This is a genomic window from Mycobacterium sp. 852002-30065_SCH5024008 (genome assembly GCF_001665645.1).
GTDB classification, from domain to species: domain Bacteria; phylum Actinomycetota; class Actinomycetes; order Mycobacteriales; family Mycobacteriaceae; genus Mycobacterium; species Mycobacterium paraffinicum.
In genome coordinates, this window is record NZ_LZSZ01000097.1 from 83911 (window position 1) to 96872 (window position 12962).

Genomic DNA, 12962 nt, shown 5'->3' on the forward strand with positions numbered 1-12962 from the left:
GCGAATTCTCGCCTTACCGTAGGGGGCGTGCGCTGGATCGTTGACGGCATGAATGTGATCGGGAGCCGCCCGGACGGGTGGTGGAAGGACCGCGGTCGCGCCATGGCCGCATTGGTCGACCGCCTCGACCGATGGGCGACCGCCCAAGGGGACCACGTGACGGTCGTGTTTGAGCGGCCGCCGTCGAGCGCCATTCCCGCAGCGGCGATCGAGATCGCTTATGCGCCCCGGGCGGCCGCCAACTCGGCCGACGACGAGATCGTCCGGCGCGTCCAGGCCGACCCCCGGCCGCACGACATTCGGGTGGTGACGTCGGACAAAGGGCTGAGCGACCGCGTGGTGAGCCTGGGCGCCTCGGTCCACCCCGCTGCAAGCTTCCGCGACCTCATCGACCCGCGGGGGCCGCGAGCCTCATGAACACCGGCCGAGGCGGCCCCACGGTCAACCGGGTCTGCGCATCCGCGGGAATCGACATCCCGATCATCCAGGCGCCGATGACCTATATCGCCGGGGCGCAGCTGGCCGCCGCGGTGTCGAACGCGGGCGGGCTGGGCGTCATCGAGACCACATCCGAGCAGGGCCGGGCCGACCTGCGGCGCGTCCGTGACCTCACCGACCGTCCGGTGGGCGCGAACATCGCGCTGATCATGAACCGCGACCCGGCCACCGTGGATCTCCTGGTGGCCAACGACATTCGCTTCGTCACCACATCGGCCGGCGATCCGGCGCTGTTCATCGGCCGGCTCCACGATGCCGGGATCACCGTGTTCCATGTGGTGGGCACCCTCGCGGCGGCCCGGAAAGCCGTCGACGCCGGAGTCGACGGGCTCGTGGTCGAGGGCGTCGAGGGCGGCGGGTTCAAGAACCGATTCGGTGCGTCGACCATGGTGCTGCTGCCGCTGGTGGCGGCGCAGGTCGACGTGCCGATCGTGGCGGCGGCAGGGATCTGCGACGCGCGCTCGATGGCGGCCGCCTTCGTTCTCGGCGCCGAGGGCGTGCAGATGGGCACGCGGCTGCTCGCCTCGGCGGATTCCCCGGTGCACGGCAACCTCAAGCGGGCGGTCGTCGCGGCCGATGAAACCTCCACCGTGCTCCTCCCCCTCGACGGCAAACGCATGATGCGGGTGATCCGGACGGCCGCCGCAGAAAGGCTGGACACCGCAATGTCTTCCGGCGACGGCGCCGCGGCGTTGCAACGGGTGCAGCGGCTGTATTTCGACGGGGACATGGACGCCAGTGTCGCCAACACCGGTCAGGTGGCCGGGCGGATCGAGGACATCCCGCCGGCCGCCGACATCATCCAGCGGATGTGGGCGGGATGCGGCGAAGCGCTGGCGGCCACCGCGGATCGGCTCGGGCCGCCGGGGCTTAGCTTGGGCGACTCTTGACGTCGAAGACGACCTGTTCGCCTTCGACTTTGGTGATGCGCATGTGCGCGGTGTAGCCCTTGCCCTCCGGGCCGGTGAAGTGACAGTCGAACTCTTGGCCCACCTTGGCTTCGACACCGGAGGGACAGCTCACGTCGGTCGGGTGGAATCCTGTTTGGCGCGAGACGACGTCGACGACGGATTGCGCCGCGCCGTCGGGTTTGACCGTCGACTTCGCGCTGCATCCGGCGACCTGCAGGGCCACCAGAGTAGCCAGCACGCCCGCGACGACCGGAAATCTGCCGCAATCCATAGCCGGTCAGGCTAACACGCTATCGGTGCGTTAGAACAGCTCACAGCGACGGACATGGTCAGCTCGCAAACGAGCGACTGGACGCCCGCGCTCGGGACAACCGCAGTCGGCGGATCGGGCTAGCCCGCCGCGGCCAGTGCCGCGTCGTAGTTGGGCTCCTGGGCGATCTCGGGGACCAACTCCGTGTAGGTGACCTTTCCGTCGGCGCCGACCACGACGATGGCCCGGGCCAGCAGACCGGCCATCGGCCCGTCGTTGATGGTGACGCCGTAGTCCTCGCCGAAGCTGCTGCGGAACGCCGAGCCCGTCTTGACGTTGTCGATGCCCTCGGCGCCACAGAATCGGGCGAACGCGAACGGCAGGTCCTTTGACACGCACACCACCGTGGCTCCGCTCGCGGCGGCGCGCTCGTTGAAGGTCCGGACGCTGGTCGCGCACACCGGCGTATCCACGGACGGGAAGATGTTGAGCACCACGGCTTTACCGCCGAGCTGGTCGCTACTGACCGCCCCCAGATCGCCGCCAGTCAGGCTGAAGGCCGGCGCCGGGGATCCGACGGCAGGCAGCTCGCCGACGGTGTTGATCGGGTTTCCACGCAACGTTATCTGTGCCATGCGGACAGTCTGCCAAGCCCGCTTCGGCCGCCATGGGCCAGGTCCCATGTCCTAATTGGTGGGTTGCAGGGCGTAGACGACATGCTGCCGCGTGCCGAACACTTGAGTCCATGACTCGCAAGGTCGTCATCGCCGGTTTCCCCGGCGTGCAGGCGCTCGACGTGGTGGGCCCGCACGATGTCTTCACCGGCGCCTCGCTGCTCACCGGGGGCGGGTACGACGTGGTGGTGGGCTCCGTCGGCGGCGGCCCCGTGGCCACCCCGACCGGGCTGGCCTTCGTCGCGTCGCCGCTGCCGGACCCGAACGACCCCAGCGAGAAGATCGACACGGTCGTGCTGCCCGGGGGCGGAGGTGTCGAGGCGGCGCGGTCGGATGCCGAACTGATCGGCTGGATCAAGGCCGTCGCCGGTACCGCCCGTCGCGTGGTCACCGTCTGCACCGGCGCGTTCCTGGCGGCCGAGGCGGGGCTGCTGGACGGGCAGCGGGTCACCACGCATTGGGCCTTCGCCGGTCGGTTGGCCCGCGAGTTCCCCGCGATCGACGTCGACGCCGATCCGATCTTCGTCCGCACCTCGGACACCGTATGGACGGCCGCCGGTGTCACCGCCGGGATAGACCTGGCGCTCTCGCTCGTCGAGGACGACCACGGCACCGAGGTTGCACAGACGGTCGCCCGCTGGCTGGTGCTGTATCTGCGCCGCCCCGGCGGGCAGACCCAATTCGCCGCGCCGGTGTGGATGCCGCGCGCCAAACGCAACGCGATCCGCGAGGTGCAGGAGGCGATCGAGGCGGAACCCGGTGGCGAGCACAGCATCGACGAGCTGGCCCGTCGCGCGGCCATGAGCCCGCGCCACTTCACCCGAGTGTTCACGGCCGAGGTCGGCGAGGCGCCCGGCCAATACGTCGAACGCGTCCGCACCGAGGCCGCTCGCCGGCAGTTGGAGGAGACCGACGACACCGTCGTCGCGATCGCCACCCGCTGCGGCTTCGGCACCGCGGAAACCATGCGGCGCAACTTCCTTCGCCGGGTCGGCATTCCGCCGGACCAATACCGCAAGGCCTTCGCCTGAACCGAAAGGACGACACCATGACCCAAATCGCGATCGTGACCTATCCGGGATTCACCGCGCTCGACATGATCGGCCCGTATGAGGTGCTGCGCAACCTGCCGGACGCCGAGGTGCGGTTCGTCTGGCACGAGGCCGGGCCGATCACCGCGGACTCCGGTGTGCTGGTCATCGGGGCCACCCACTCACTGGCCGAAACACCCTCGCCCGACGTGATTCTGGTGCCGGGCGGCCCGTCGACCCCGGTGCATGCCCGCGACGAGGCGCTGCTGGACTGGCTGCGCCGGGCGCATCGGACCGCCCGATGGACGACGTCGGTGTGCTCCGGGTCGGTGATCCTGGCGGCCGCCGGCCTCCTCGAAGGCCGGCGGGCCACGTCGCACTGGCTGACCATTCCCGCACTGAAGGCCTTCGGCGCAGTCCCGGTGGCCGACGAACGCGTCGTGCATGAAGGCGACATCGTGACGAGCGCGGGCGTCTCCGCGGGACTCGATCTCGCGTTCTGGCTGGCCGCGCAGATCGGCGGCGAAAGCCGCGCCAAGGCAATCCAACTCGCGATCGAATACGATCCGCAGCCGCCGTTCGACTCCGGCCACATGTCCAAGGCGTCGGCCACCACGAAGGCGGCCGCGACCGCACTGCTGTCCAGGGACAGTGTGAAGCCGGCCAACGTGAAGGCCGCCACGATGCTGGCGTGGGAGCAGGCGTTGGCGGCCGTGCGGTCGCGGCGGCGGGGGCGACAGCCGGTGACTAGTTAGTCAGGCGCCCGGCTGCAGGATTTCGTCGGACTCGAGCCGGCCGCCGGCCTGCAGCCAGGCGGCCACCACACCGGGCGCATCCCGGTTGGGGTTGTAGATGTCCTCCTCGCTGGAGAACAATCCGTCCCCGGCGTAGACCAGCCGGGTCCAGTTCGGAAACCAGAAGGGTTCACCCTCGGGGTCCGTCGGATGGTCGAGCAGATTCTTGATCATCACGACGACGGCGTCGTTGTCCTCGTCGTAGGCAGTCCAGTCGGACGGAAATCGCATGTGCGGGAACGGTGCCATGACGGCGACGATCCAGTCCCGGACGGCCTCGCGGCCATGGAACACCCCGTAGTGATGTTCGGTGTAGACGACATCCTCGGTGAAGAGATCGGCGAACGGTCGCCAGTCGCCCGAGGCGCTGCACCCCTCCACTACCCGCGTGTAATTCTCGACGGCTTGGTCGATTTCTGCCCTGGTGAATTTGCCCATGGCGGACACACTAGAACGTGTTTCGGTTACAGGAAGCTCGTCTGGATAGGGATATGGCATGAACGTCTTGAAGTTGTTTGATCTGCGCGGCAAGCGGGCGCTGGTAACTGGGGCATCCAGCGGCATCGGCAAGAAAGTGGCGCAGGCATATCTGCAAGCGGGCGCCGACGTGGCCATCGCGGCGCGGCGAGCCGAGGGTCTGGAACAGGTCGCCCGGGAGATCGCGGCGGACGGCGAGGGCAGGGTTGTGCCCGTCCGCTGCGACGTGACCCAACCCGATCAAGTGACCGAGATGCTGGAGCGGGTGACCGCGGAGCTGGGCGGCGTCGACATCGCGGTCTGCAACGCCGGCATCATCACGGTGAACGGGATGCTGGACATGTCGCTCGAAGAGTTCGAACGCATCCAAACCACCAATGTCACAGGCGTTTTCCTCACGGCGCAAGCGGCGGCCAGGGTGATGGTCCGGCAGGGTCAGGGCGGCGCCATCATCACCACGGCCTCCATGTCGGGCCACATCATCAACGTGCCGCAGCAAGTGGGCCACTACTGCACGTCCAAGGCGGCGGTGATTCACCTGACCAAGGCCATGGCCGTGGAGTTGGCGCCGCACAATATTCGGGTCAACAGCGTCAGCCCGGGTTACATACTGACCGAACTCGTGGAGCCGTTGACGGAGTATCACCGGCTGTGGGAGCCGAAAATTCCGCTCGGGCGGATCGGCCGGCCCGAGGAACTGACCGGCCTGTACCTCTACCTGGCGAGCGAGGCTTCCAGCTACATGACCGGTTCGGACGTCGTGATCGACGGCGGATACACCTGCCCGTAGATCATGCGACGACGATGCGGCGGCCGAAACGGGCTCGCACACCGGGCGAGAAGAGCGCGCGCAACGGCTCGCCCGCGGGCCGAACCTTGCTGGCCGCCACCAGCTCGTCGTGCAGCTCGACGATGTCGGCCGCGTGCAGCGGCCAGGTCTCGTGTTCGTTCGGTACCCACCAAGTGCGGCCGGCCGTGCGGGTGTGCGCACCCCATCGGGCGGTGAGCCAGATTTCCAGCGGTGTCGGTTTCACCGGGGCGCCGATGGCGATCTCGATCCGGCTGCGCAGGCCGCGGCGGGGCCACCGGCGCACACTGTCATATGTGACGCGGTCGCGGTGCCGGTTCGTCCGCATTTTCGCCCAGGTGTACGGAACGCCGAGGCCGACCCGGGTGACCGGCACGACCGCGAGCCGCGCCGTTTCCAGCGACCGGAACAGCACACCGTGCCGGCCGGCGTCGTCGACCGAATACAGCCGGACGTTCGTCTCCGGGAAGCTGCCGAAGTACGGAAGTCGTAGCACGGAGCCAACTTTGGTGCTGCCCATGACGAATGGAACCAACCCGACGTAGGTCATCCCGTCGGCGAAGACGTCGGGCCGGGTGCCGGGCGGGTACATCGTCTCGACGGTATCGGGCCGCACCGGCCAATGGATGAAGGTCAGTTCACGCCAGCACTGATCGAAGGTGACGGGGCCGCGAAGCGGCGCCGGGGTGACCGGGTATCCCTCGAGGCCCCGACCGCCGCCGGGTTCGGGCGCCGGTAACCCGGGAGTCGCGGTCATCGGACCATCGTGACACGCGCCGCGGCTAGGGGTGACGGGCCGGCGTAACCGGCGCGAACCGCGCGATTGTCGCCATGTCGAAGTACTCCCGGACCTCTCTCTGAGTTTAGCTCAGCCGCAACGCATTACGAGCCGTTGATCCAATCTCGCGCTTGTTGGATTTGGCCGGCGGGAAAGTGCTGGATCTTGGCCGACACAAAGTGCGAGGCCAGATGCTCGGCGACATCCCCAAGAAGCGAGTCGGTGACCACCGCGACTTTCTTGATGTGCTTTTGATGATCGTGAATGAAGCGGAAGTGATTGACCATCGCCCCGAAGCTGTCCCAGCCGGGGAAGGACGCCGCGCTGATGATGAGGCCGGCGAGGTCGCCGTTCGCCTCGATCTGAGGATCGACAGACTTTGCGAGTTCGTCGAAATCGCTCTTGTCGAGCGCGGCCTTCGGCCGCACTTCCAGGATGGAATGCTCGGTATCCAGGTCGTATTCGATCATGGTTCGCTCCTAGTGGATAGCGGGTCTGAGAGGGCGATGCCGTCATGATGCCGTTGACCGGCCACGCCGATAAGAGGCGAAGGTCATCGGCGACACGCCGCGGCTAGGCCTAACTTTCAATTTCGCCGGAGATTCCGCGTTCGAGGCTGACCCGCGTGGTGGAGGGCAAGACGACGAGCCCCTCGAGTTCCTGGCGCGCCAACTCATAGGCCTGCCGGCGTTCCTGCCCTGTCGCGGCGGAATCCGCCGCGACCCGTAGCAGGTTTTGAGCGCGCGCGATCCGCTGCTGGTCCGCTCGAGAGAAGTCGCTGCGGCGTCTGCGCATCGCCTCCGTCTCGGCGGCGTGGAAGGCGGTCACGTAATCCTCGACGGCGGCCCGGTACTGCGCGGCTGCTTCGCGGTCGTCGAGTAGGTCTTCGGCTTTGGCGGGGCGCAGGAAGTCGGCTCGGAGCTTGGCTTTGTGGAAGGCGACCGTGAGCGGGTCGCGCATGTCCGTCATGAGGGGGAAGTCGAGCAACTTGGCGACGTCGAGTTCGTACTCGAGCCAGCGCGCGTCGGTGCGGCTGTGCTCCTCGAGGACGCGGCGCAGCGACCGCCACTGGGCGACGTGGTTGTCCCCGGTGTCCGGTATTTCCGTCCGATCGATCTGCGGGGGTGGTTCGGCCGGCCGACGGTTGGCGCTGAATGCGCGCACCGCGGCGATGGTGGCCCCAGCCAGGGGCAGGATGACGATCAAGAGCTCCGCCAACCGGATGAGTAAACCCACACGGCCAGGATGCCACCCGCGCCCGGCCAAGACGCACGTCGAACGTGGGGCCTAAGGACGAATCCAGGGCCGTACCCGGACATAAGGCCCACAGTCGGCGACCCAGGGAGTGGCGATGTCACGTCTGCGGTCGCACCCCGAGGACGTCGCGAAACAACGCCTGCCGCAACGCGAGTTCACGCGGGTCACTCCACAGGTGAAAACCCAGCCGGTTCATCACGTAAGCGAAGCCGACGCCGGTGTCCGGGTCGGCGCAGCCGAAAGAGCCGCCGAAGCCGGGAGTCCCGAAGGCCCGGCCCGAAGAGCCGAATGAAAAGTGCGGCACGGGTTTACAGAAGCCGAGGGAATACGCCACGTCGACGTTCATCACCTTGTCGCGGACGCCCTGGCTCGGCGCGAGCGCCGGCGCCGCCAGAGCGTCGACGGTGTCGCCGCCGAGGCCCAGCTCGGCTCCCCCGGTTGCCGCGCTGCCGTACATGCGCGCCACCGACCGGGCGGTGCCGATGCCGTTGGCCGACGGGATCTCGACCGCCCGAACGTCCTCGCGGTTGTAGTCGCCGTTGAACGCGTTGACCCCGCGCGGGACTGCGATCGCGCGGGCGGTCAGGCCGACCGGGTTGAGCGAGGCACCCACGAATCCCCGGGGCATGACGTTCAAATGCAGCAGCGTTTCGGCGCGCACCCAGTTGTGGACGTGCGCGACCCGCTCACGGTTGACCCCATCCGGCAGGCCGATGTGCAGGTCGAGCCCCAGCGGCCGGACGATCTCGTCGGCCATGAAGCGGCCCAGCGTGCGGCCGGCCGGGTCCGTCCGGCGGATCAGCTCGGATTCGTACCAGCCCAGCGTGATCGCGTGGTAACCGTGCCGCGAACCCGGTCGCCACGCCGGCGCCTGGGCCGCCAGGATGGGCGAGAGCCTGGCGGGGTCGGCGACGTCGGCCAGCGCCGGCTTCGGTTTGAGCGCGCACAGGCCGGCCTGATGCCCCAGGAGTTGGCGGACGGTCACGTCGCCCTTGCCCGCGCGCGCGAATTCCGGCCAGTAATCGGCCACCTTGGTGTCATAGGAGATGAGTCCGCGGGACACCGCGACGGCCACGACCAGGGCGGCGACCCCTTTGGTCGTGGAGAACATGTTGACCATGGTGTCGGCCTGCCAGGGTTTTTTCGCCAACCCGTTCCTGTAGCCGCCCCACAGGTCGACGACCTTGACCCCGTCGCGGTAGACGGCGACGGCCGCGCCGACTTCCGCGCCGTCGCGGAAACTGGCGCGAAAGGCGTCGGCGACCTTTCCGTAGCCGACATCCACGTCGCCACCGATCAAGTCCGCCGACACCGCAACCTTGAGCACCATCGTCACGCCTCCGAAAGGAGACTAAGCCAGCGCCGGACGCGAGCAGCGTTTTTCGGGCGGTCTCAGCCCAGCCGGGTCAGTGGGCGCCCAAGCTGCCGCTCAGGTACTGGGCGCGGCAGGCCCGGCGCGCCAGCTTGCCGCTGGTGGTACGGGGAATGGCGCCGGCCGGCAGGAAACACACCTCGGCGACCGTCAGCCCGTGGCGGCCCAGGACCGCGGTCCCGATGGCCTCGATGGCCGGCCGCGGGTCGGCGCGGCTGGTGCCCGTCGCCCGCTCGGCGATGATCACCAGTCGCTGTTCGGCGTCCTCGCCCGGCACGGCGAAGGCGGTCACGTATCCGCGCCGCACCAGCGGGGACGCTTCGGCGACGGTCGCCTCGATGTCCTGCGGGTAGTGATTGCGGCCGCCGATGGTGACCATGTCGACGATCCGGCCGGTGACGTACAGCTCGCCGTCGAGATAGGTACCCAAGTCCCCGGTCCGCAGCCATGGGCGATCGAGCACCGAGCCCTCGGCGTGGCCGCCGTCGGCGAGCCGCGATCGCAACCGGGCGCCGAACGCTCGCCCGGTTTCGTCGGGCAGTCCCCAGTAGCCCCGGCCGACGTTGTTGCCCTGCACCCAGATCTCGCCGACCTGACCGTCGGGCAGTTCTGTCCCGGTGGCCGGGTCGACGATGATGGCCCATTCGCTGCGGCCCACCTGGCCGCAGGAGACCTGCGCCACGGCCTCGGGGTCGCCCGCCGCAACCCGCACCGCGCGGCCGGCGCCCAGTTCCTTACGGTCGAAGTAGGCGGCAGTCGCCTCGGCGGCGGGCGCGATGGTCGCAACGAACAGGGTGGCCTCCGCGATGCCGTATGACGGCTTGAACGCCGTCGGCGGCAATCCGTACGGGGAGAACGCCTTGTTGAAGGCCGTGATCGCCTCGATGCTGACGGGTTCGGACCCGATGATCAGCACCACGTTGCTCAGGTCGATATCGTCGCCCGGCGCGGGCAGTCCCCGCTGGGCGGTCCATTCGTAGGCGAAGTTCGGCGCCGCGGTGACGGCCCGGCCCGTCTGGGCCGACAAGGCCTTGATCCAGCGTTGCGGCCTGCGGACGAACGCGGCGGGCGACATCAGCGTGGAGTGGCCGCCGTATACCGCCGGGAAGCCGATCATCGATAGTCCCATGTCGTGGTAGAGCGGCAACCAGCTCACGCCGTGCGTGTTGCGGTCCAGCAGGTCAATGGAAAGGATCATCTGCACGAGGTTGGTGCCGACCGCCCGGTGCGTGATCTCGACGCCGACCGGGGGCCGCGTAGAGCCCGACGTGTACTGCAGGTGGGAGATGTCGTCGTGGCGTAACTCGGTGGGGGCGAATGAATCCCGCGCCGAGTCGGGGATCTCGTCGATCACGATGATCCGTGGCCGGTGCCGTTGCGGGAGGGTGCTCAGAAAATCCTCGACCGCGTTCCTGGCCGGCGCTGTGGTCAACACGGCCGTCGGCTGCGAATCGCGCAGGGCAGTGTCCAGGCGTTCGGCGTGGCCGGGCAACTCGGGCGCGAACAGCGGCACCGCAATGGTTCCGGCTTTGATCGCCGCATAGAACCCCATCACGTAGTCGAGGCTCTGCGGCGCCAGGACCGCGACCCGATCGCCATGGCCGGCGACTTGTTGGACGCGCGCGCCGATGGCCTCCAGCCGGACACCGAACTGGTTCCACGTCACCTCGTCGACATGCCCGTCGGCCGAACGGTTGTAATCCAGGAATCGGTACGCCACGGCGTCACCGACGTTGGCGATGTTGCGGTCGACGAGCGAGATCAGCGTGACGTCCGGCGGCACCAGGATGTTGCCCGCGGCATCCAGGCAGTCCTCGATATCGAGCAGGCCGGGGATGGCCTTGGCGTGCTGCCGGGAACCGAACTCCATGGCCCCTACTGTAGGCAAGGGGATGCGGCAACCGCCGTGCCGCGAACGTGATTGTCGGCATGCCACGCGCGAAGGACCTTCGGTGGGAATCGAATTCGCCAGTCGGCGCCGGCGCGTCGGCGACCGTTGTGCGCCCTCGTCGCGGTGCCCACGGCGTGGGCGGTAGCCTACGCGCGAGCGGCATGCAGGGTCGTCGATGATTGCACCGGGAGTTGGCCATGTCAGGCAGGACGTTTTCATTCGAGATCAACCGCACGAGCACCGCGCCCGCCGCGACGCTGTTCCGGCTCGTGACCGACGGCGCCAACTGGTCGAAGTGGGCCAAGCCCATCGTCGTTCACTCGAGCTGGGCCCGGCAGGGCGATCCCGCGCCCGGCGGAATCGGGGCCGTCCGCAAGGTGGGGATGTGGCCCGTGCTGGTGCAGGAGGAGACCGTCGAGTACGAGCAGGACCGCCGGCATGCCTACAAGCTCGTCGGCCCCCCGACTCCGGCCAAGGATTACTCGGGCGAGGTGGTCTTCACGCCTAACCCCGCGGGCGGAACCGACATCCGCTGGACCGGCTCGTTCACCGAGGGGGTGCGCGGGACGGGTCCGGTGATGCGGGCCGCCATGGGCGGAGCGGTCAGGTTCTTCGCCGGCCGGCTGGTGAAGGCTGCCGAGCGGGAATCGAACGCCGGGCGGTAGCACCGGGCGCATGACGGCCGCGGGAGGCGGCCGCGCCGCTACTTCGCGTCGACCTCGTCCTGATATTTCTTCGTCATGTGCGCGACCGCGTCCAACTGCGACTGCGCCAAGCTATCCCGGGCCTGCCCGGCGCGCGCGGCGGCGTCCAGCGTCGGCTGCGCCTGGCCCTGGAAATGCGGCATGACTTCGGCGGCAAACAATTCGGCGGACCGTTTGGTGGCGGCCGGGTTGGCCCACTCGTGGCCCATCTGCAGCATGCAGCCGAACCCGCCGGATTGATCCCACAGCCGCTGAACCTGCTCGCGCGCCCGATCGGGCGTGCCGATCACGCCCGCCCCGTTTTCGTTGATGACGTCGATCATCTCGTCCAGCTGTTCGCCGGGCATCGTCATCTGCGGGAAGGCGGCCACCTTCTGGAAGTACCGGAACCACGGCTCGATGCCGAACTTGACCTCTTCCCGGGCCTGCTTTTCCGTTTCGGCAAGGTGGAAAAGGCCGACCAGGCTCCAGTTCTTGCGGTCGACCTGCGTGCCGAAGGCCGCGGCGCGCTCCTCGACGATGCCCCAGTGATACGAAAGCGCGTTGAAACCCTCGACGGTCAGCGTCGCGCCGATGGACAGCAGGCCGATGCCATGCTTGCCGGCCAGCCGCGCGCCCGTCGGTGACGCGACCGCGGCAACCGACAGCGGGATCCCGCCGTCGGAATAGGGGGCGAGCTGCAGCTTGGCGTCGAACAGCTGGTGCGTTGCCGTCTTGGCGCTGACGGTCTCCCCCGCCAGCAGCCGCACGACGATGTCGAGATTCGTTTCGAGCAGTTCGCGGGTGTCGGTGGGCGTGAGCCCGATCATGGACGAGTCGCTGGGCAGGGAGCCCGGCCCCACACCGCCGATGATGCGGCCATGGGTGAGGTGATCCAGCAGCATCAGCCGGTCGGCGACCCACAGCGGGTTGTGGTACGAGAGCGAAATGACCCCGGTGCCAAAGCGGATGCGTTTGGCGCGCTCGGCCGCGGCGGCGATGAAGACCTCGGGCGAGCTGATGATCTCGCTGCCGGCCGAGTGGTGTTCGCCCATCCACACTTCGTCGAAGCCGAGTGCGTCGAGGTGCTCGATGAACTGCAGGTCGCGCTGCAACGCAAGCGTGGGATTGGTGCCCGCCCGATGGAACGGGGCGATGAAGTATCCAAACCTGAGCTTCGCCATCGAGGCTCCCTTGCATCCGATTGGCCTGAACCATAACTCGAATGCGGTGTTCGGCCTAGGCCGTCACGGAGGAACCCCCGGCGATCATCGGTTTTCAGCCGGCGGGGCCAGGTGATCCCGGCCCCGCCGACTACGGGAGCAAGTCTCTGTCGCGGTGCGTTACGGCGGGCTCAGCGCGTGGATGTCAATAGCCGCCGCAGACGTTGCCGACGCATCCGCCGCCGCCGCCCGGGCCGCCGCCGCCACCCCCGACGCCGGGGATGCTGCCGCCTCCGCCGCCGGGGCCGCCGCCACCCGTGGGGCCGCCGGGGACGCCGCCGCCACCGCCGCCCGGGCTGTCTCTTATACACATCT

Annotated in this window: 15 protein-coding genes; 6 read left to right on the plus strand and 9 right to left on the minus strand. The window is 68.4% G+C overall.

The genetic code is table 11. The features are described 5' to 3' along the window. Window positions 1–27 precede the first annotated feature (27 nt). Complete coding sequence (locus A5781_RS13585) at window positions 28–417, plus strand: NYN domain-containing protein (protein ID WP_067206528.1); 390 nt, start codon at window positions 28–30, stop codon at window positions 415–417. Next, the gene (locus A5781_RS13590) at window positions 414–1388 is read left to right on the plus strand and encodes a nitronate monooxygenase family protein (protein ID WP_067206531.1); all 975 of its coding nucleotides are present in this window, start codon (window positions 414–416) and stop codon (window positions 1386–1388) included. Before A5781_RS13585 ends, A5781_RS13590 begins: the two co-directional genes overlap by 4 nt. Here the strand turns inward: A5781_RS13590 and A5781_RS13595 are convergent. Both A5781_RS13595 and tpx read right to left on the minus strand, forming a co-directional pair. Further along, complete coding sequence (locus A5781_RS13595; protein ID WP_066954472.1) at window positions 1369–1680, minus strand: DUF4333 domain-containing protein; 312 nt, start codon at window positions 1678–1680, stop codon at window positions 1369–1371. The genes A5781_RS13590 and A5781_RS13595 overlap by 20 nt on opposite strands. Window positions 1681–1799: 119 nt before the next feature. Continuing rightward, window positions 1800–2294 (minus strand): thiol peroxidase, encoded by a 495-nt coding sequence (gene tpx / locus A5781_RS13600; protein ID WP_067206535.1) that lies wholly within the window; start codon window positions 2292–2294, stop codon window positions 1800–1802. Between the two features lie 110 nt (window positions 2295–2404). Here tpx and A5781_RS13605 point away from each other — a divergent pair, with 110 nt between their 5' ends. Continuing rightward, a complete protein-coding gene (locus A5781_RS13605) occupies window positions 2405–3364 on the plus strand; it encodes a GlxA family transcriptional regulator (RefSeq protein ID WP_067206539.1) in 960 nt (319 codons plus the stop codon). Window positions 3365–3381: 17 nt separating this feature from the next. After that, entirely contained in the window at window positions 3382–4119 is a 738-nt protein-coding gene (locus A5781_RS13610; RefSeq protein WP_067206540.1) for a DJ-1/PfpI family protein, read from the plus strand. Here A5781_RS13610 and A5781_RS13615 read toward each other — a convergent pair whose 3' ends face one another. Beyond that, the gene (locus tag A5781_RS13615; RefSeq protein WP_067206541.1) at window positions 4120–4596 is read right to left on the minus strand and encodes a nuclear transport factor 2 family protein; all 477 of its coding nucleotides are present in this window, start codon (window positions 4594–4596) and stop codon (window positions 4120–4122) included. 58 nt (window positions 4597–4654) lie between these two features. Here A5781_RS13615 and A5781_RS13620 point away from each other — a divergent pair, with 58 nt between their 5' ends. Beyond that, a complete protein-coding gene (locus A5781_RS13620; protein WP_067206546.1) occupies window positions 4655–5425 on the plus strand; it encodes an SDR family oxidoreductase in 771 nt (256 codons plus the stop codon). Window position 5426: 1 nt separating this feature from the next. Here A5781_RS13620 and A5781_RS13625 read toward each other — a convergent pair whose 3' ends face one another. The 5 genes from A5781_RS13625 to A5781_RS13645 form a co-directional block, all read right to left on the minus strand. Continuing rightward, window positions 5427–6200, minus strand: a complete 774-nt coding sequence (locus A5781_RS13625) for a YqjF family protein (RefSeq protein WP_067206549.1) — start codon at window positions 6198–6200, stop codon at window positions 5427–5429. Window positions 6201–6325: 125 nt separating this feature from the next. Next, window positions 6326–6691 carry an STAS/SEC14 domain-containing protein gene (locus A5781_RS13630; RefSeq protein WP_067206552.1) on the minus strand — a complete coding sequence of 122 codons (366 nt, stop codon included), beginning with the start codon at window positions 6689–6691 and terminating at the stop codon, window positions 6326–6328. A gap of 109 nt (window positions 6692–6800) precedes the next feature. Continuing rightward, window positions 6801–7457, minus strand: a complete 657-nt coding sequence (locus A5781_RS13635; RefSeq protein ID WP_067206555.1) for a hypothetical protein — start codon at window positions 7455–7457, stop codon at window positions 6801–6803. A 118-nt stretch (window positions 7458–7575) separates the two neighbouring features. Further along, window positions 7576–8808, minus strand: a complete 1233-nt coding sequence (locus A5781_RS13640) for a serine hydrolase domain-containing protein (protein ID WP_067206591.1) — start codon at window positions 8806–8808, stop codon at window positions 7576–7578. Between the two features lie 76 nt (window positions 8809–8884). Next, window positions 8885–10720 (minus strand): fatty acyl-AMP ligase, encoded by a 1836-nt coding sequence (locus tag A5781_RS13645; protein WP_067206559.1) that lies wholly within the window; start codon window positions 10718–10720, stop codon window positions 8885–8887. Window positions 10721–10938: 218 nt separating this feature from the next. On the opposite strand from A5781_RS13645, the gene A5781_RS13650 reads away from it, so the two are divergent. Then, entirely contained in the window at window positions 10939–11406 is a 468-nt protein-coding gene (locus A5781_RS13650; protein WP_066954445.1) for an SRPBCC family protein, read from the plus strand. A 38-nt stretch (window positions 11407–11444) separates the two neighbouring features. Here the strand turns inward: A5781_RS13650 and A5781_RS13655 are convergent, their stop codons facing one another. Beyond that, window positions 11445–12608, minus strand: coding sequence for an LLM class flavin-dependent oxidoreductase (locus A5781_RS13655; RefSeq protein WP_067206562.1), 1164 nt, complete (start codon window positions 12606–12608; stop codon window positions 11445–11447). Between the last annotated feature and the right edge of the window lie 354 nt (window positions 12609–12962).